The 19028-nt window shown below is 44.5% G+C and carries 19 protein-coding genes; all 19 read left to right on the top strand.

Going from position 1 to position 19028, the window contains the following annotated elements:
- Positions 1 to 3 precede the first annotated feature (3 nt).
- The 19 genes from mraZ to pyrR all read left to right on the top strand — a co-directional run bounded on the left by mraZ (position 4) and on the right by pyrR (position 19022).
- On the top strand, positions 4 to 435 hold the full coding sequence (gene mraZ / locus ACFOJ8_RS08250; protein WP_380657092.1) for a division/cell wall cluster transcriptional repressor MraZ: 432 nt from the start codon (positions 4 to 6) through the stop codon (positions 433 to 435).
- Positions 436 to 446: 11 nt separating this feature from the next.
- The gene (gene rsmH, locus ACFOJ8_RS08245) at positions 447 to 1376 is read left to right on the top strand and encodes a 16S rRNA (cytosine(1402)-N(4))-methyltransferase RsmH (protein ID WP_380655094.1); all 930 of its coding nucleotides are present in this window, start codon (positions 447 to 449) and stop codon (positions 1374 to 1376) included.
- 11 nt (positions 1377 to 1387) lie between these two features.
- Positions 1388 to 1759 (top strand): cell division protein FtsL, encoded by a 372-nt coding sequence (gene ftsL / locus ACFOJ8_RS08240; RefSeq protein WP_380655091.1) that lies wholly within the window; start codon positions 1388 to 1390, stop codon positions 1757 to 1759.
- Positions 1746 to 3896, top strand: a complete 2151-nt coding sequence (locus tag ACFOJ8_RS08235) for a penicillin-binding protein (RefSeq protein WP_380655089.1) — start codon at positions 1746 to 1748, stop codon at positions 3894 to 3896. The genes ftsL and ACFOJ8_RS08235 overlap by 14 nt, the downstream gene beginning before the upstream one ends.
- An 11-nt stretch (positions 3897 to 3907) precedes the next feature.
- A complete protein-coding gene (mraY, locus tag ACFOJ8_RS08230) occupies positions 3908 to 4870 on the top strand; it encodes a phospho-N-acetylmuramoyl-pentapeptide-transferase (protein WP_380655086.1) in 963 nt (320 codons plus the stop codon).
- On the top strand, positions 4871 to 6202 hold the full coding sequence (murD, locus tag ACFOJ8_RS08225) for a UDP-N-acetylmuramoyl-L-alanine--D-glutamate ligase (RefSeq protein WP_380655083.1): 1332 nt from the start codon (positions 4871 to 4873) through the stop codon (positions 6200 to 6202). It begins immediately after the preceding gene.
- Between the two features lie 17 nt (positions 6203 to 6219).
- Positions 6220 to 7383: a cell division protein FtsQ/DivIB gene (locus tag ACFOJ8_RS08220; protein WP_380659911.1), complete on the top strand. Its 1164-nt coding sequence runs from the start codon at positions 6220 to 6222 to the stop codon at positions 7381 to 7383.
- Positions 7384 to 7499: 116 nt separating this feature from the next.
- Entirely contained in the window at positions 7500 to 8957 is a 1458-nt protein-coding gene (gene ftsA / locus ACFOJ8_RS08215; protein ID WP_380655077.1) for a cell division protein FtsA, read from the top strand.
- 25 nt (positions 8958 to 8982) lie between these two features.
- A complete protein-coding gene (ftsZ, locus tag ACFOJ8_RS08210) occupies positions 8983 to 10110 on the top strand; it encodes a cell division protein FtsZ (RefSeq protein WP_380655074.1) in 1128 nt (375 codons plus the stop codon).
- A gap of 168 nt (positions 10111 to 10278) precedes the next feature.
- A complete protein-coding gene (locus ACFOJ8_RS08205; protein WP_380655072.1) occupies positions 10279 to 10959 on the top strand; it encodes a polyphenol oxidase family protein in 681 nt (226 codons plus the stop codon).
- Positions 10940 to 11581, top strand: a complete 642-nt coding sequence (locus tag ACFOJ8_RS08200; protein WP_380655069.1) for a YggS family pyridoxal phosphate-dependent enzyme — start codon at positions 10940 to 10942, stop codon at positions 11579 to 11581. Before ACFOJ8_RS08205 ends, ACFOJ8_RS08200 begins: the two co-directional genes overlap by 20 nt.
- A 5-nt stretch (positions 11582 to 11586) precedes the next feature.
- Entirely contained in the window at positions 11587 to 12162 is a 576-nt protein-coding gene (locus ACFOJ8_RS08195; protein WP_380655065.1) for a cell division protein SepF, read from the top strand.
- 23 nt (positions 12163 to 12185) lie between these two features.
- The gene (locus tag ACFOJ8_RS08190) at positions 12186 to 12479 is read left to right on the top strand and encodes a YggT family protein (RefSeq protein ID WP_380657090.1); all 294 of its coding nucleotides are present in this window, start codon (positions 12186 to 12188) and stop codon (positions 12477 to 12479) included.
- Between the two features lie 90 nt (positions 12480 to 12569).
- The gene (locus ACFOJ8_RS08185) at positions 12570 to 13349 is read left to right on the top strand and encodes a YlmH family RNA-binding protein (protein ID WP_380655062.1); all 780 of its coding nucleotides are present in this window, start codon (positions 12570 to 12572) and stop codon (positions 13347 to 13349) included.
- A 21-nt stretch (positions 13350 to 13370) separates the two neighbouring features.
- Complete coding sequence (locus tag ACFOJ8_RS08180) at positions 13371 to 13889, top strand: DivIVA domain-containing protein (protein WP_380655059.1); 519 nt, start codon at positions 13371 to 13373, stop codon at positions 13887 to 13889.
- A 268-nt stretch (positions 13890 to 14157) separates the two neighbouring features.
- Positions 14158 to 16896: an isoleucine--tRNA ligase gene (ileS, locus tag ACFOJ8_RS08175; protein WP_380655056.1), complete on the top strand. Its 2739-nt coding sequence runs from the start codon at positions 14158 to 14160 to the stop codon at positions 16894 to 16896.
- A 9-nt stretch (positions 16897 to 16905) separates the two neighbouring features.
- Entirely contained in the window at positions 16906 to 17385 is a 480-nt protein-coding gene (lspA, locus tag ACFOJ8_RS08170; RefSeq protein ID WP_380655053.1) for a signal peptidase II, read from the top strand.
- Positions 17378 to 18286 carry an RluA family pseudouridine synthase gene (locus tag ACFOJ8_RS08165; protein WP_380655050.1) on the top strand — a complete coding sequence of 303 codons (909 nt, stop codon included), beginning with the start codon at positions 17378 to 17380 and terminating at the stop codon, positions 18284 to 18286. The genes lspA and ACFOJ8_RS08165 overlap by 8 nt, the downstream gene beginning before the upstream one ends.
- A 208-nt stretch (positions 18287 to 18494) precedes the next feature.
- Positions 18495 to 19022, top strand: coding sequence for a bifunctional pyr operon transcriptional regulator/uracil phosphoribosyltransferase PyrR (gene pyrR / locus ACFOJ8_RS08160; RefSeq protein WP_380655047.1), 528 nt, complete (start codon positions 18495 to 18497; stop codon positions 19020 to 19022).
- The last annotated feature ends 6 nt before the right edge of the window (positions 19023 to 19028 follow it).

Below are 19028 nucleotides of genomic sequence, written 5' to 3'. Positions count from 1 at the left end.
TTGATGTTCATGGGAGAATTCAAGCATCAGCTCGATGCAAAAGGACGCTTGATCGTTCCTAGTAAGTTCAGGGACGCCCTTGATAAGGAGTTCATCATTACCAGAGGCCTCGATCATTGTCTGTTTGGTTATACAATGGAAGAATGGGCAAAGATCGAACAGAAAATGAACACTCTGCCTTTGACGAAAAGAGATGCCAGAAAGTTCATGAGAATGTTCTTTTCAGGCGCAGCTGAAGTCGAAGTCGATAAGCAGGGTAGAATCAACATTCCACAAAACTTAAGAGATTATGCTGAATTAACAAAAGAATGTACGGTTATAGGTGTTTCACAGAGAATTGAGATATGGAGCACTGAAAAGTGGGAATCCTTTTATGAGCTTTCGGAATCCAACTATGAAGATATAGCAGAAGAATTGATTGACTTTGATTTATAGGATGTGAGGATATGTTCAGGCACGATACCGTTCTATTGAAGGAAACAGTGGACGGGCTGAATATACGCCCGGATGGCATTTATGTCGATGCCACATTAGGTGGTGGCGGGCACAGTGCCTATCTTCTCGAACAACTGACAACAGGACACCTGTTTGCTTTTGATCAGGATAGCCTGGCAATTCAGAACGCAGAGAAAACACTTAAAGATAGTGAAAACCTCACACTTATCCATTCCAACTTTGAACATTTGAAAGAAGCGCTTTTTGAAAAAGGTATTACGGGAATTGATGGTATTTTATATGACCTTGGGGTATCAAGCCCCCAACTGGATCTTACAGAACGCGGGTTCAGCCACTCCAAAGAAGCAAGACTTGATATGCGCATGGATCAGAGTCAGTCTCTCGATGCGTACGAGATTGTCAATACATATTCCTATGAGCAGCTGACAGGTATTTTCTTCAGATACGGTGAGGAAAAGTTTTCTAAGAAAATCGCCAGAGAGATTGAGCGCATACGTGCGGATAAGCCCATTGAAACAACTGTTGAACTTACAGAGATTATCAAATCGCAGATACCACACAAGTTCAGAAGAACAGGTGGCCATCCGGCCAAACGTGTTTTCCAAGCACTGAGAATCGCAGTGAACGATGAGCTTGGCGTATTTGAGCGTTCTCTTGAACAGGCAATCGACCTTCTGAACAAGGGCGGACGCGTATCAGTGATTACATTCCACTCACTAGAAGACAGAATCTGCAAGCAGATGTTCGTAGAATATGAGTCTGGACCTGAACTGCCCCGAAATATGCCAATCATTCCCGAAGCCTATGAACCCATTTTGAAGCGTGTCAACAAAAAACCGATTGTTGCGGATGACATCGCAGTGGAAGAGAATCCACGTGCACGCAGTGCTAAACTAAGAATCGCAGAGAAGCAAAAATAGGGAGTGTTATTATGGCAGTAGAACGTTATCAGCAAACCCTGCCGCATCCTCAGATAGAGCAGGAACAGATTCACGAAACCAGAAAGGCAAAACGCGTCATCGGTATCAAGAAGTTCGAAGCACTTGCATATCTACTACTGATGGCAATGATTGCAGCAGCCGCAATTTATGTACTTTCACTAAAGATGGAGGCATACGCACTGCAGGCTGAAAACACCCAAGTCGAGAGTGAAATCGTCGTCATGGAAGGTGAAATTAGTGAGCTTAAGACCGAAGTAACCGACCTTGCTTCATACGATAGAATCTATGAAAAAGCTAATGAACTTGGACTCGAACTGGACAATGGAAATGTAAAGGTTGCTGAGAAGTATGGCAAAGATTAGAATCAGGCTTGGTGAGAAAACTAAAACGCTATCAGTTGGTGCGCTCCTAATCTACCTTGGTATAGGAGTGCTTTTTCTTTGCATATTTTGGCAGTTTATCTATCTGATGGTAAACAAGACGTTAGATGACGAAGATCTAGTCGCTCATGGGCACGACAAGTTTACGCGGACATCAGTCAGTGAAGCAGCACGTGGGGAAATAGTGGATCGTCATGGTAACGTTCTGGCAAGCGATATGGAAGCATATCGCCTGGCGCTGGTTACAGATTCGGATTATCCGAATCACGTTACAGATCCCGAAGAAACAGCCGAGGCAGTAGCTGACATCATTGATATGCCGGCTGAAGATATTCAAAAACGCATAGAAGAGGGTATAGAAAATGAGCGTTTCCAAGTGGAACTTGGCAAAGAAGGACGTGACCTTTCGTACAACCAGAAAAACGCACTTGAGGATGGAAATATTCCAGGTATTGTTCTGACGCCTGAAACGAAAAGATTTTATCCCAATGGAGACTTTGCTTCGCACTTGATCGGATATGCAGAACAGCAAGAAGATTCGGATGAACTTCACGGTCAGCTCGGTCTAGAACGTGCCTATGATGATGTGCTTGGAGGTCAGAATGGCACCATAGACTACACGAAAGATCTGTGGGGTTATATAGTGCCGAATTCAGATACGGTCAAACCACCAGAAGATGGTGCACAGATGCAGCTTACAATTGATTCGAATATCCAGCTGTACCTAGAAGAATCTTTAGATACGATGGAGGAACATTTCGAACCAGAAGAGCTGTTTGCTGTTGTAGCAGACGCCAAAACCGGTGAGATTCTGGCAAGTGGACAGCGCCCTTCCTTCAATCCGAGAACACGCGAAGGGTTTGGTAAAAGCTGGCTGAACATGCTGTACCAGTATTCATTTGAGCCAGGTTCAACCTTCAAAGTCTTTGGTCTTGCTGCCGCGATCGATGCAGGGGAATATGATCCAGATGCACTGTACGAATCAGGCTCCTATGATGTCGATGGATACACTATTCACGACTGGGAGACTGAGGGGTGGGGCACAATCACTTACAATGAAGGAATGCAGTATTCGTCAAATGCTCTGATGATGCTCTTACAGGACAAAGTCGGTGAAGACGAAATGCTCGATTATTATAAACAGTTTGGTTTCGGTGAAACAACTGACTCAGAGTTCCCGAATGAACAATCCGGGACACTTTCTTGGGAGAGTGAGCTGCAGAGGAAAACAACTTCTTTCGGTCAGGGCTCAACCGTGACACCAATACAGATGATCCAGGGTATGACAGCAATCCTAAACGGTGGGGAGATGAAGAAACCATACGTCATCGAATCGATTACTGACCCGAATACCGGAGAAGTACTACATCAAGGTAAGGAAACAGTCATACGCCAAGTCATTTCAGAAGAGGCTGCAGAGCAAACACATGAACAACTTAACACATTGGTCGGTGGTTCCATGGACAGGAACTCACAATATTTGCTTGATGATTACGAGGTGTCAGGCAAATCTGGAACCGCCCAGGTAATTGATCCTGAAAATGGTGGTTATATGAATGGTCCATACGAATTCTTAACTTCGTTCATGGGATACGCTCCAAAGGATGACCCCGAAGTGATTGTATACTATGGTGTGAAGCTTGCTTCAAAAAACAAATCCGATACGTGGGACATTGGTGTCATGCCAGGTTTCAACCCATTGATGGAACGGACGCTCAAATATCTGACAGTCGGACAATCAGGAAGTGATCAAGGAGCTGAAGCAATAGATGTTGAGGACTATTCAGGAGAGAACTTGTCGGAAATTCCATTCATATCAGACTCGAACATCCAGACCGTAGTTGTTGGAGACGGCGAAGCGGTGGAAGACCACTATCCTAAGAATGAAACGCTGTTACCTTACGAATCCTTCTTCGTTAAGACTGAAGGAGACGCGACGATGCCCGATCTTTCTGGCCTATCAAAACGTGAAGTAGTGCTTTTTGGTGACTTCATCGGAGCAGATGTTGTTGTAGAAGGAGAGGGGTATGTAAAATCGCAGTCCATTGAACCCGGCACGATTTTGAATGATGAAGAGATGCTTGAAGTCACATTATCATCGAACGACCCTGAAGATTAGAGGAGGACAAAATGAATTATCTATTTCCAATCATTGCATTCATCAGCACACTCATACTAGTACCGGTGACCATACCATTACTAAAACGAATGAAATTTGGACAGTCGATCCGTGTCGAAGGTCCGAAAAGTCACCAAGTAAAGACGGGTACACCGACGATGGGAGGGCTGACCTACTTAATCCCGGTCATCCTCTTGTCTATCATTGCACTACTAGTGGTGGAAGATGCCTATAAGATGCTGGTTCTTGTCATCGTGACAGTCGGTTTTGGACTAATTGGCTTCATTGACGACTATATTATTGTTGTCAAAAAGGACAACAGAGGGTTATCTTCCAAACAGAAATTTCTTGCCCAGATTATCGTTTCTGTCATTGTCTATTTCATTATGACCCAGGCTATTACAGATATCGATACGAGCATAAGCATACCTGCAACAGATATTGACATTCCGCTCGGCATACTATTCATATTGTGGATTGTTTTCTGGCAAGTAGGTTTCTCAAATGCAGTCAATTTAACTGATGGGCTCGATGGTCTAGCCACAGGACTGTCCATCATAGCTTTTTCAAGTTTCCTAGTCATAGCGATTATGCAAGATGAAATGACGATAGCGCTTTTCCTACTGATAATGATTGGTGCATTGCTTGGGTTCCTTATCTACAACAAGTATCCGGCAAAGTTGTTCATGGGCGACACAGGTTCCTTGGCACTCGGTGGCATCATTGCAACAGTATCGATTATGCTCAATGAAAGTCTGCTGTTGCTGCTCATTGGTATCGTCTTTGTTTTTGAGACTGCCTCAGTGATGATTCAGGTCGCTTCTTACAAACTAACTGGCAAAAGGGTATTCAGAATGACACCGATTCATCATCACTTCGAACTTGGTGGATGGAGTGAATGGAAGATAGTTATCGTGTTTTGGACTGTCGGCATTATTGCAGGCACTATTGGTGTGCTACTGGGGGCGCTTTAGATGACACATAGTTTTGAGAATAAGAACGTTGTTGTTTTAGGATACGGTCGCAGCGGTCGGAGCGCTGTTTCAGCGCTTGTATCTCTCGGTGCTGTCGTTACATTGACGACAAACGAAATCATTGCAGATGAAAAAGTACGTCAAACGATGAAAGGGTGGGGTGTTGATATTGTCGATGGCCACCACCCGACAAGTTTGTTGAATGATGCTGAACTGATTGTCAAAAATCCAGGTATACCATATACCATTCCATTTCTTGAAACCGCTGCTGACAGAGATATACCGATAATAACCGAAGTTGAACTCGCGTATCATATGACAGATGCACCGATCATCGGTATTACTGGTACGAATGGTAAGACGACGGTAACACATTTGATTGGTGAAATGCTCGAACGTTCAGGGCTGTCGCCGATACTATGTGGGAACATCGGTTACCCGGCATCGGAAGCAGCGGCAGAAGCAACTAAGGACGATATCCTAGTTATGGAGCTGTCTTCGTTCCAGCTGATGGGTGTGAAAGACTTCCGTCCCGATACAGCAGTTTTTACCAATATCTACGAAGCTCATATTGATTATCATGGAAGCCGCGAATCTTATGTACAAGCGAAGATGAATCTTCTATCCAATATGGACCGTCATCAGACCGTAGTATTCAATGGTATGCAACGAGATATGCTAGAAGATACATCGAATCTTCATGTTCAGTATTTTTCCACTTTAGAGAATGCCGACGCCTTTATTAATGAAGGTGTCATCACATATGAAGGAAAGCCTCTCATCCATGTTGATCAGGTGAAATTAAAAGGTGCTCATAACCATGAGAATATTCTTGCAGCGCTGCTTGCAGCTAAACGGCACGGGGCAACGGATGAAGCAGTCAAAGAGACACTTTTGAATTTCGGGAGTATCCCTCACCGGATGGAGCACCTTGGCGAATACGGAGATGTGGCCTACTACAATGATTCAAAAGCAACGAATAACCTAGCGACTACTTTTGCGCTCAAAAGCTTCGATGAAGACGTCATCTGGATTGCTGGGGGGCTCGACCGCGGCCAGTCATTGGATGCGCTTGCCTCCCATATGAAAAATGTACGCATGATTATCACTTTCGGTGAGACAAAAGAAAAATTTCAAGCACTAGCTCAAGTTACCAAAAAGGCTGTTTTGGTTTCAGAAAACCCGTATGAAGCGGTACAGTTGGCTGCAAGACAGGCATTACCCGGCGAGGTTGTCTTGTTTTCACCAGCATGTGCGAGCTGGGATCAATACAAAGACTACGAAGCAAGAGGCGACCATTTCAAAGAAGGGTTCAGCATGCTTGGTAGATAGATGAAGGGAGTGGGCCGATGAGTGAGAGACCTGACATAGATGGAATGAGACAAAAGTTAAAGCGCACGAGGGGATCTAACAACCATAAGCTGGATGAACGCCTCAGCAACGGCTCCCCTCCTCTGAGTCAGCAGAATGAACCAGACAGTAGTGTTTCTGAAGATAGAGCAGACCGCACTGATGAAACACCTACACAGAAAATAGAAGTCGAGACTTTCCACGGTAGATTGATGAGGGAAAAAAGTGAAGGAACTACGACTTACCATTCGATAGATGAAGACGAAATCGAGACTTTTCCGAGAAAAGAAAAACAGCATGAAATTTTCCCTCAAAAGGACAGAAAGCGGAAGGAAAAAAGAGAATGGTCGCGTCCAAGATTTAAGCGGGCGCATTTCTACATACTATTACTATCTGTACTGCTCCTTTCTGTAAGCATGTTGATCTGGTATGTGTTCAGCAGTGCAAGTGATATTAAAAACATCGAAATTTCCGGCAATGAACTGATCAGTGATGCAGAAATACAAAACCGCCTGCATTTCGATGAAGGCACGAAGATGTTTAGTGCCGATTTGTCACAGGCCAGAGAGAACATCGCACTTTTGCCTGTTGTCGAGAATGTAGAACTCGAGCGCAACTGGTGGAATACGATTACGGTCACAGTGGTGGAATATAGAGCACTCGGTTATGTTGAGAATAATACCGACTATTATCCAGTGCTTGAAAATGCACAGATACTAAGAGGTTACCCTTCCTCGCCAAAGCAGGCACCAATCCTTCATTATTTCGAAGGCGGGGAGTTCAATGAACTGGTCGAGAATCTCGGGAAAGTGGATAGCGAAATACTTGCTAGCATATCAGAGATTTACTACCGCCCTTCTGTCAATTCGGCGACACGCGTTCACATGTTTATGAACGACGGCCAAGAAATTGTTGCAGATTACCGCACTATAGATGAAAAGATGAACTATTATCCAAGTGTTCGAAATGAGATTGGAGACCCGAATTCAGGGGTCATCGATTTTGAAATCGGTAGCAGTTTCCTGCCATACGGAAGTAAGGAAGCAGAAGAAGTTAAATCCGGCATCTACGAAGCCCCTGTGCAGGCAAAATACATTGAAGATGTGAATCAGGCACTGGCAAATGTGAAAGATCAACTTATAGATATCGGGGGCGGGGAATAATGATTCCCCGCCTGTTTTTATACTGGACTATTGTGCATAAATAGTTCACAATATAAAAGGTATAATGTAAACTATATGATAGAAAGCTGAAACAGGCTTGCTAGGAGGCAAATGAGTTGAAGGAACATTACTATGTTGCCCTGGATATCGGTTCCGCTAGCGTGAAGGCGGTCGTCGGTGAGAAGTTCCACGATGGTGTCAACATCATTGGTACTGGCCAGACCTTTACGGATGGCATATCCAAAGGGAAGATAAAAGATTTTGATCTGGCGAGAAATGCTATTATAGATACGATTAAAAAGGCAAAGATCTCATCTGGTGTTGATATAGATGAAGTCTTTTTAAAAATGCCGATTACTGAAACTGAATTCAAATTCAGTGAAGAGGAGTTGCGTTTTGGTGGCAATTCTACAGAAATTAACGGGACACATATCGAAGACCTCCTCGAAACGCTGAGGGAAAGAGAAATCCATAAAGACCGTGAAGTAGTAACCGTCTATCCAATTCACTTCAAAGTCGATGATCTGCATGAAGTAGTGGACCCGAAAGAAATGATGGCAACTCAGTCGCTTTTCGTAAGTGCAGGTATCGTTCTTGTCAATCGAACATTGCTTATGAATGCGGTCAAATGTGTCGAGGATGCTGGTCTTGAGGTCCTTGATGTATATTCCGATGCAGTCAATTATCAGCATATATTGAGCGAGTCCGAAGTGGAGCTCGGCGGTGTAGCAATCGATATCGGTGCAGATTTGACCCAGTTCGGTTATTACGAACGTGGTACATTAAGATATGCCGGAAGTCTCCCAGTCGGGGGTAACCATATTACAAACGATCTCTCGGAAGCTTTCAACACGTCAAAAGAAGCGGCTGAGAAGGCAAAGCAGCAGTATGGCCATGCCTTTTATGAACTCGCTTCCGAAGCAGATATCATCAGACTTCCACAACGCGATGGAGAACCAGATATTGAAGTGACACCAAAAGATCTCGCGGACATCATCGAGATGAGGCTAGAAGAAATTCTAATGGGTGTTTTTGAAGCTCTTCAGCAGCAGGGAATCACCAAAGTTAATGGTGGATTTGTCGTTACAGGTGGCACAGCGAATCTTCTTGGAGTCAAAGAACTTATGCAGGATCTTGTATCGGAAAAGATCAGAGTGCATGTTCCTAACCAGATGGGGGTAAGAAAGCCTGAGTTCTCAAGCGTTATTTCGACAGTATCAAGCGGAATTATGTTTGATGAACTTCTCGAGTATGTTACAATTAATAATTATGAGACGGAGTCGGATGAAGCTCACAACGAGGCATCTGAAGAGGCGTCGGGTAACTTCTTCAACGGGCTTTTCAATAAGCGAAAAGAACATAACACCCGTCAGCTGGAGTCAGGGGAAACATACAAGTTTCCATCTGACAAAACTAGCGAGCCTGCTCCTGAAGAATCAGAGTATTCCGATTATGCATATGATGAATCGCGTTCTGATGAAACAGTCACGAAACGTTCTGAAGAAACGCGTCAAAGTGATCAGAAAGATTATCGTGGATATATGAAAAAGCTCTTCAAAAATTTGTTTGAGTAAGATGAATGACTGGGAGGAAATGGAAATGTTAGAATTCGAACAAGGTTTCAACCATATGGCTACTTTGAAAGTTGTTGGTGTCGGCGGTGGCGGTAACAACGCTGTCAATCGCATGATCGATGATGGCATGCAGAACGTCGAGTTCATTGCTATCAATACAGATGGACAGGCGCTTAACCTGTCAAAAGCTGAATCCAAAATCCAAATTGGCGAAAAATTGACACGTGGCCTGGGTGCTGGTGCAAATCCAGATATCGGCAAAAAGGCTGCTGAAGAGTCAAGAGAACAGATTGAAGATGCTATCCAAGGTGCGGACATGGTGTTCGTTACAGCCGGAATGGGTGGCGGTACTGGTACAGGTGCTGCACCAGTTGTTGCCAAGATTGCAAAAGAAATGGGTGCACTGACAGTTGGTGTCGTTACACGTCCTTTCTCCTTCGAAGGGAGAAAGCGTCAGACTCAGGCTTCTGCAGGTGTAGATGCAATGAAAGCAGCAGTCGATACGCTCATCGTCATACCGAATGACCGTCTACTTGATATTGTAGACAAGTCAACTCCAATGATGGAAGCTTTCAAGGAAGCGGACAATGTTCTAAGACAAGGTGTCCAAGGTATTTCCGATCTGATTGCTGTCAGTGGTGAAGTTAACCTCGACTTTGCAGACGTTAAGACTATTATGTACAATCAAGGTTCAGCGCTCATGGGTATTGGCGTGTCGAGTGGTGAGAATCGTGCAATCGAAGCATCGAAAAAGGCAATATCAAGTCCACTTCTTGAGACATCCATCGTTGGTGCCCAAGGCGTCCTGATGAATATCACAGGTGGCGAATCGCTGTCACTGTTTGAAGCACAAGAAGCAGCAGATGTTGTGCAAGATGCAGCGGATGAAGACGTAAACATGATCTTTGGTACAGTCATCAACCCTGAACTTGAAGATGAGATCATCGTTACGGTTATCGCAACAGGGTTCAATGAGAAATCTGTAAATCGTACACCTGAAAAGGAAGAGAAGCGTGAATCATTCACATACCCGACTTCCTCAAAGGAAAGTACACCTGAACGTGAGCCGGAACCAAGAGAGACAAACAATGAGCCACAGGATGATTATGAAGTACCGACGTTCTTGAGAAACCGTTCAAGACGCAGAAGATAGAAATAGAGCATAAGTCAGAAGGGCACGCCTTTCTGACTTATTTTTTGAGGTGTAGATATGAGATTCGACAATCATAAACATTATGTAGGTACCACTTCAGATGAAATTGTAATGGGGTATACTAAGCGCACGGAGGGACATAGCAATTTCCCGTCGGAGAGCTTTAATATGGCTCTCTACATTAATGATGATACCTCAAATGTGCATCAACATCAGAACATGCTAGCTGCTGAAGTAGGCTTTTCTCCGGACCGCTGGGTGCTACCGATTCAAAAGCACGGGGGCAATATTAGACAAGTGACCTTGGAGGATGCCGGGGTAAATGTACGTAAGCAATCAAGCACGCTATATGATGTTGATGGGCTCTATACATATGATCGTGGACTGTTGCTCGCCATGAATTATGCAGATTGCGTACCAATTTATGTGTGGAGCAGAAAAAATAACTTTACAGCTCTACTCCATGCGGGTTGGAGAGGTACTGCATGCGGCATTATTGGGAAGCTGGTAGAAAAATATGACGGCGAGCCTCAAGATCTCTCTGTGATGATTGGTGTAGCAATCAATGGTGCATGCTATACTGTCGATTCAAAAGTTATCCAGGCATTGGAAGAGATAGGGTTGCCGGATAGTGCAGTGGAACAAAACGGCTCCGAATGGAAGCTTGATTTGAAGACTGTCAATCGCTATCAGGCATTGAAAGCAGGCATCATTTCGGAAAATATACATGTATCAGAGCTTGGCACGGAAGATATGGAACGGTTCTTTTCCTATCGCCTTGAGAATGGACAGACGGGTCGGGCGCTTGCGTTTATCGGGAGGTATGAAGATGATCAAAGATCGCTATGAACAGCTGAATCAAGAAATCGGAAGCCAAGCCACGATGATTGCAGTTTCGAAATACCACTCAGTGGAAGAGACACTTGAGGCATACGATGCAGGTGTGAGGCATTTTGGTGAAAACCGGATCGAGGGATTTCTCGAGAAACGTGAAGTATTGCCAGAAGATGCAGAGGTACATTTTATCGGTACACTGCAGTCGCGCAAAGTGAAGGATGTTATCGACCATCTTAATTATGTGCATTCACTGGATCGTGTAAGTGTAGCTAAAAAAATTGAACAATATAGCAGTCATACTGTAAAATGTTTTATACAGGTAAATATTTCGGGTGAGTCGAGCAAACATGGACTAGCACCGGAGATGGTGCCTGAATTTCTCGAAGACATTAGAAATTATAGCAAAGTCCAAATCATCGGCCTCATGACAATGGCACCACATACAGAGGACGAAACGGCAGTCAGCCAAGTATTCGAAAAGCTTAAAGCGTTAAGAGATGCCTTAAAGCAAAAGAATTCCGGCAATATACAAATTGAGGAGCTAAGCATGGGGATGAGCAACGATTATCATATTGCTCTTAGATATGGTGCCACCTATGTACGTATTGGCAGTAAATTAATGGGGAGCAGGTGAAAACCATGGCCATCAAAAAGTTTTTTAAGGATATATTTATTGTGGAGTACGAAGAAGACGATAGAGCGAAAGAAAGTAAAAAACAGCCAGCAACAAGCAGTAATATGAAAGTCACAAGCCTGGAAGAATCGAAAAAAGGGCGAACCCAAAACCCATCCGTAGAAACACCACCGACGTCGGAGGAGAAGGAAACGACACCTTCAAATCACCGAAAGACGGAACGGAAGAAACCTGTCAGAAAACGCCCCGAAAAAGATAGGAAAACCATCCAGAATGAAAAGGAGACCACTTTGATGAGCGCAGAAGCAAGCAATACAAAAGTATGCCTGTTTGAACCGAGAGTATTTTCCGAGACACAGGATATTGCTGATGAATTGAAGAACGAGCGGGCGACGCTCGTTAACCTTACAAAGGTGGAACAGGGTCCAAAAAAACGGATTGTCGACTTCCTGAGTGGCACGGTTTACGCAATGGATGGTGATATCCAGAAAGTTGGTACGGATATCTTCTTGTGCACACCAAACAGTGTCAGCGTTGAAGGAGAAATCAGCGAAGGCAAAAATCAAATCGAAGAAATGTAAGGAGAATCATATTGGACAATCAATTGATTATAGAAATACTGCTCTTTATACAGCGTTTCATAAACACTGTATTTCCAATCTTCACTTGGGGACTTATCATCTACATCTTTAGTTCCTGGGTGCCTGGATTGAGGGAATCGGCATTCGGTCAAATTCTTGGCAAGGTCTATGAGCCTATACTGGAGCCTTTCAGAAAACTGATCCCACCAATCGGTGGGGTACTCGACTTGTCTCCGATCATCGCCATTATTGTTTTAAGACTTTTCCTAAGCGGTCTGAACGCTGTGTTCAATGCAATATATCCCGCACTAATGTAAATAATTGATAAGAGGCGCACATAGCGGACATTTAGTCGTTTCGACTGTCCATTATGGGCGCCTTCATCAATCCGTACTGGAGGATGTAGAGTGGAAGGAATCTATCAGCATTTTAGAAAAGAAGAACATGAAAAAATTACAATGTACAACGGCAAGTTTGAAATTGCTGAACGAGACTACTACCCGATACTGCTGGATTTCCTAGATCCGAGAGAGCAGATGATTGTAACAAGTCTTGCTGGTAGCTACCCGGAACTCAAGGTCGAATTCTACGGTGGTCCAGGTACGCGTGAACGTAGACGTGCAATGATTGTACCTGAGATGCTTGAAGTGTCGTCCCACGAATTCGAGATTACCATTTTTGAAATGCAGTACCCTGAGAAGTTCGTGACCTTGACACATCGCAATATTCTCGGGGCCATAATGAACATTGGTGTGGATCGTTCCCTAATCGGGGATATTGTCATCGGTGATCGGATCCAATTTGCGGTAGCTGCTCCCTATGTGGAAATGTTCCGTCAATCACTGGATCGGATTAGGAACGCTCCTATCACCCTTGTAGAAGTTCCTCATGAATCTTTCATAGAGGCAGTGGATGACGGTAAGACGGCGTCAATCCTCGTATCCTCTTTCAGAGTGGATGCCATCATCTCAGAAGTAATCAATGAAGGTCGTGCAAAGTCGAAAGCACGTGTTGAAAAGGGCAAGGTGAAAGTCAATCATTCGATTGTTACAAGCCCTTCATTTATAATGGAGACCGGTGATACAGTATCCATCCGTCACTTCGGCCGTTTTAAGGTTACGAAACTGACTGCAGAAACCAGAAAAGGAAAGTACCGGCTCGAGGTTAGGGTCTATCGGGATGGGTAATACACAACTGAGGTGAATATTATGAATAGAGAAGAAGCTGTAAATCGTAAGTTTCCTACGGTGTACCGCGGCCTGGATGAACAGGAAGTGCGCACGCATCTCAGAGCAATGCAGGCGGAAATCGACCAGAGGGATGAAAAGATTAAACAATTAGAAGGAATGCTGGATGAGAAGGAAGAAAATCTCAACAGCTTTAGGAACGTAGAGACAAGCATCAATGAAGCCATACTCACTGCCCAGCGTGCAGGAGATGAGGCGAAGCGTACGGCACAGGCTAGGGCCGAAGAAATTCTGAAGTCCGCTGAAGCGGAACGTGAACGGATCATCAGTGAAAGTCTTGATCGAGCGCGCCATATTGCTAGCCAGACAGAAGATATGAAACGACAGTCGAAGATCTTTCGTGCGCGATTCAAGATGCTGGTCGAAGCACAGCTCGACTTGCTGAAGTCCGATGATTGGGACTATCTGCTTGATTTTGAAACAAATCAGGAACATCGAGTGGATGATCTTGAAGCAATAGAGCGGGATCAAAACGAATGATATGTTGACGGATCAGCTGATATTTAGCATAATAATAGTATTGTTAGACATGCAGACGCTATTGGCAGCAGAAGCGACCGGGGGAAGGTGGGAGCCCCGGCAGACCATGGTGCTCTAGATATCACTAATGATCCATGTTCATATTGAAATCGAGTGGACTCTGAAATGGAGTCAATTAGGGTGGTACCGCGGATTAACTTCGCCCCTGTTGACGCTATTTCGGAGTTTTTTAATTGATGTATCAATCTAGGGAGAAGGAGTTAGAAAAATGGACTATAAAGAAACGTTGCTCATGCCTAAAACAAAATTCAAGATGCGTGGAGGGCTTGTTAATAAAGAGCCTGAGATGCAAAAGAAATGGCAAGAAGAGAAATTATATGAAAAGAAACTGAAACAAAACGAAGGGAACACCCCTTACGTGCTACACGATGGACCGCCATATGCCAATGGTTCCCTTCATATGGGTCACGCACTAAATAAGATCATCAAAGACTTCATCATCCGTAACAAGCAGATGCGTGGTTACTATGCACCCTACGTACCCGGCTGGGATACGCACGGTTTGCCGATTGAACAGGCGCTTACAAACAAGGGTGTTGATCGCAAGAGCATGACGATAGAGGAATTTAGAAATAAATGCATCGAGTTTGCAGAATCACAAATCGACCTTCAGCGTGAAGGATTCAAACGTATGGGAGTCGACGGTGAGTGGGATAATCCTTATCTGACTTACAAGCCTGAGTTTGAAGCAGCACAGATTCGTGTGCTTAAAGACATGGTTGGCAAAGGCTTAATCTATAAGGGTAAGAAACCAATTTACTGGTCCCCTGTCAGTGAATCTTCACTTGCAGAAGCGGAACTTGAATACAAGGACAAGCGTTCGCCATCTATCTATGTTGGTTTTGAAGTTGAAGATGGTAAAGGCGTCGTTGAATCTGGTGCAAAAATTGTCATCTGGACGACAACACCATGGACGATTCCGGCAAACCAAGGAATTGCTGTACATCCTGAACTGAACTATGTGCAGTTCAGCTATGAAGGACAGGAGTACGTTGTTGCTGAAGATCTACTCGATCATTTCTGCGAAGAAGTAGAATTCGATAAGGGAAAAGTGACACGTACACAGGAATTTAAGGGAGCAGAGCTTGAGTACGTGATAACGAAGCATCCACTGTTCGATCGGACAAGTCTAGTCATCCTCGGCGACCATGTTACAACGGATGCTGGTACAGGCTGTGTGCATACTGCACCAGGTCATGGTGATGATGACTTTATCATTGGCCAGAAATACAACCTTGAGGTACTCAGTCCTGTCGATGACAAAGGTGTATTTACAGATGAAGCAGGAAAGTACGAAGGTCTCTTTTATGACACAGCGAACAAGGTCATCTCGGACGATTTGAAAGACGCGGGCGCCTTGATCAAGCTGAATTTCTATACCCATTCCTATCCACATGACTGGCGGACGAAGACACCGGTCATCTTCAGGGCTACACCGCAGTGGTTCGCTTCAATCAAGAATGTCCGAGAAGATATACTCGAAGCAGTCATGGACACGAAGTTCCAAGTTGAGTGGAGCCAGAAGAGAATGTACAACATGATCAAAAATCGTGGCGACTGGGTCATTTCTCGTCAGCGCGTATGGGGTGTGCCTCTCCCATTCTTCTATGCAGAAAACGGTGAAGAGATTGTCGATACAGATGTTATCGAGCACGTCGCGGAACTCTTTAGCACGCATGGTTCTAATATATGGTTTGAATGGGATGCCAAAGAGCTACTTCCTGAAGGCTATACGCACGAAAGTTCTCCAAACGGTGAATTTACCAAGGAAACGGACATCATGGATGTCTGGTTCGATTCTGGCTCCTCGCATCGTGGTGTACTGGATGAAAGGGATTACCTGACGTATCCTGCAGATCTTTATTTCGAAGGTTCTGACCAGTACCGGGGATGGTTCAACTCATCTATCATTACAAGTGTGGCAACCAAAGGCATTGCACCATATAAGGAGCTGCTGAGTCACGGATTTGTTATGGATGGTGAGGGCAAGAAGATGTCGAAATCCCTCGGCAACACCATTTTGCCAGAAAAAGTGATGAAGCAGATGGGTGCAGATATTATCCGCCTATGGGTTATGTCCTCAGATTTCGAGGAAGATGTCAGAGTATCCGACGATATTTTAAAGCAAGTGTCTGAAGTCTATCGCAAAATCAGAAATACGTTCCGCTTCCTGCTTGGTAACGTAGCCGATTTCAATCCTGCTGAAGATGCAGTAGCATATGAAGATATGAAGGAAGTGGATCAGTTCATGATGCAGCGATTCAATGAAATCGTCAACATGATGCTTGATGGCTACGATCGCTATGATTATGTAACAATGTACCAAGCACTTCAGAACTTCATCAATGTCGAACTTTCCAACTTCTATCTGGACTACGGTAAAGATATACTCTACATCGAGAAGCAGGATTCCCATATCAGACGCAGCATGCAAACTGTCCTCTACAGAATCCTGACTGACTTGAACCGTCTGATAGCGCCAGTACTTGTGCATACTGCTGAAGAGATTCATGAGCACACGCCGTATGTTGAGAAAGAAAGCGTCCATCTTGAGTATATGCCGGAAGCCTCACAGGTCGATGAGGCACTGGTCGGTAAATGGAAGCATTTCATGGCTGTTAGGGACGATGTACTAAAGGCACTTGAAGCGGCAAGGAATGAAAAGGTCATTGGAAAATCGCTTGAAGCGAAAGTCTATGTGACTGAGCCCGAGGGCATGCGTTATGATGATATCAATGGAGCGCTCACGCAGCTGTTCATTGTATCTCAAGTCGAGGTAGTCGATGCATTGCCTGATGGTGCGGATTATGAGTATGTTATAGTAAAGGTTGAACATGCAGAAGGTACACGTTGTGAGCGTTGCTGGAACTATTCAACTGCAGAATCCATCGATGGTGGCGATGATGATATCTGTCCAAGATGTCGCGAAGTTGTCGACCAGCTTTAGGAGGCTTGAATGAAATCATATAGAATCTTGCCCATGGTTTTTCTGGGTCTGTTCATACTGGCTTTCGACCAGTACACCAAGTATCTGGTCGTTCGTTTCATGGAGGAAGGGCAGTCGATACCGATTTTCGGTGATTTCCTGTCTCTGACCTCCCATCGTAACAGCGGCGCTGCATGGGGGTTGTTTCAAGGACAGATGTTCTTCTTTTATGTCGTAACAGTGCTCGTGCTTGGCACACTGGTATATGTCTATATTAAAGAAGCAAAAGACAACTTCTTGTTGCAGACGGCCATTGTGCTTCTGATGGCAGGTGCTTTTGGTAATTTTATCGATCGAATCCTGTTTCAAGAAGTAGTGGATTTCATTGATGTTCTGATCATCTCCTACGATTTCCCAATTTTTAACGTGGCGGATAGTGCGCTATCAATTGGTGTCGTACTGATGCTGATTGAATTCTTCTTCATAGGAAAAGGTGACAAGAATGCATGAAATAATAGTAAATGATAATGACAGCAGTCAGAGAATTGACAGATTGCTCGCAGAACAGCTCGAAGATACCTCCCGCAGTGATATGCAAGGGCGTATCAAAGATGGACTTGTAAAAGTGAACGGTAAAATCGTCAAAGCCAATTACAAGGTCAGAAGCGGGGACATCGTTGTCGTTGAAGATCGAGAGCTTGTCGAAGCGGATATCGTCCCTGAAAATCTCAGTCTCGATATAATCCATGAAGATGACGAAGTGGCTGTCGTCAACAAACCAAAAGGGATGGTTGTCCACCCAGCAGCCGGGCATCCGTCCGGAACGCTTGTGAATGGACTGATGTACCAACTTGACAATCTATCTGGCATCAACGGTGAATTGAGGCCGGGTATCGTCCATAGGATCGATAAGGATACGAGTGGCCTCCTGATGGTGGCAAAAGATGATGTGACTCATAGGAACCTTGTAGAACAGTTGGTGGATAAAAGTGTGACCCGAAAGTATACCGCGCTGGTCCATGGCACTATTCCACATGACAAAGGTACCATTGAAGCACCAATCGGAAGAAATCCAAAGGAGCGTCAGGAAATGGCGGTTGTAGATGGCGGTAAAGAGGCCATCACACATTTCAATGTTCTTGAACGTTACAAGGACTTCACCCTTGTCGAGTGCATACTAGACACCGGTAGAACTCACCAGATACGTGTGCATATGAAGTATATTGGTTATCCGCTTGCTGGAGATCCGAAATATGGTCCAAGAAAAACCATTGAATCAGAAGGGCAGATGCTGCATGCAGGCACGCTCGGTTTCATCCATCCTAAGACAGGCGAGTATATGGAATTTAACGTGCCCCTACCATCTGTCTTTGAGGATGTGCTGGAAAATCTGACACTACTGTCTGATTAGTCCTTGACAATGAAAATGAATAAGAATAAACTGTTAAGGAAAAGTAAATAGCCATTGTCTTTAAAGGAAGTCCCGTGAGGCTTCAAAGACGTGATATAAACGGAGTGCATCTGCCATAGGCAGAATGTATAATTATTAGGATACGTGTATACTCATGTCTTTGGACATGAGTATTTTTTTATACATTTTTGAAAGGAGCTCATTATTTATGGAGCAGAGAACTATTTTGGACGAATCTCAGATCATCCGATCACTGACGCGGATGTCGCACGAAATACTTGAACGCAACAAAGGGGCCGAAGGCATTGTGTTTCTTGGCATCAAGACAAGAGGAGAATTCCTGGCCACACGCCTGCAGGAACGCATAGAAAGTATCGACGGCGTTAGAATACCAACAGGCACCATCGATGTTACGGCGTTTAGAGATGACAGACAGGCAAAAGGTGGAGGGTCAAAAGAAGCCATCTCGATTGATGTGCCACTTGATGACCGTCATGTCATCGTGGTAGATGATGTGCTCTATACAGGACGTACGATTCGGGCGACCATGGATGCGATATTAAGTCAGGTGCGGCCAGCCAAGATATCCCTCGCCGTACTGATTGATCGGGGACACAGGGAATTGCCGATACGGGCGGACTATGTGGGCAAGAACATTCCGACAGCACGGGATGAAAAGATTCATGTAAACCTCGCTGAGTACGATGAGAAGAATGAAGTGACATTAAGCAAATAACAGGAG

The organism is Salinicoccus sesuvii, from assembly GCF_042648145.1.
Classification (GTDB): domain Bacteria; phylum Bacillota; class Bacilli; order Staphylococcales; family Salinicoccaceae; genus Salinicoccus; species Salinicoccus sesuvii.
The sequence above is the reverse complement of the archived record's forward strand: the minus strand, read 5'-3'. Positions and strand labels throughout refer to the sequence as shown.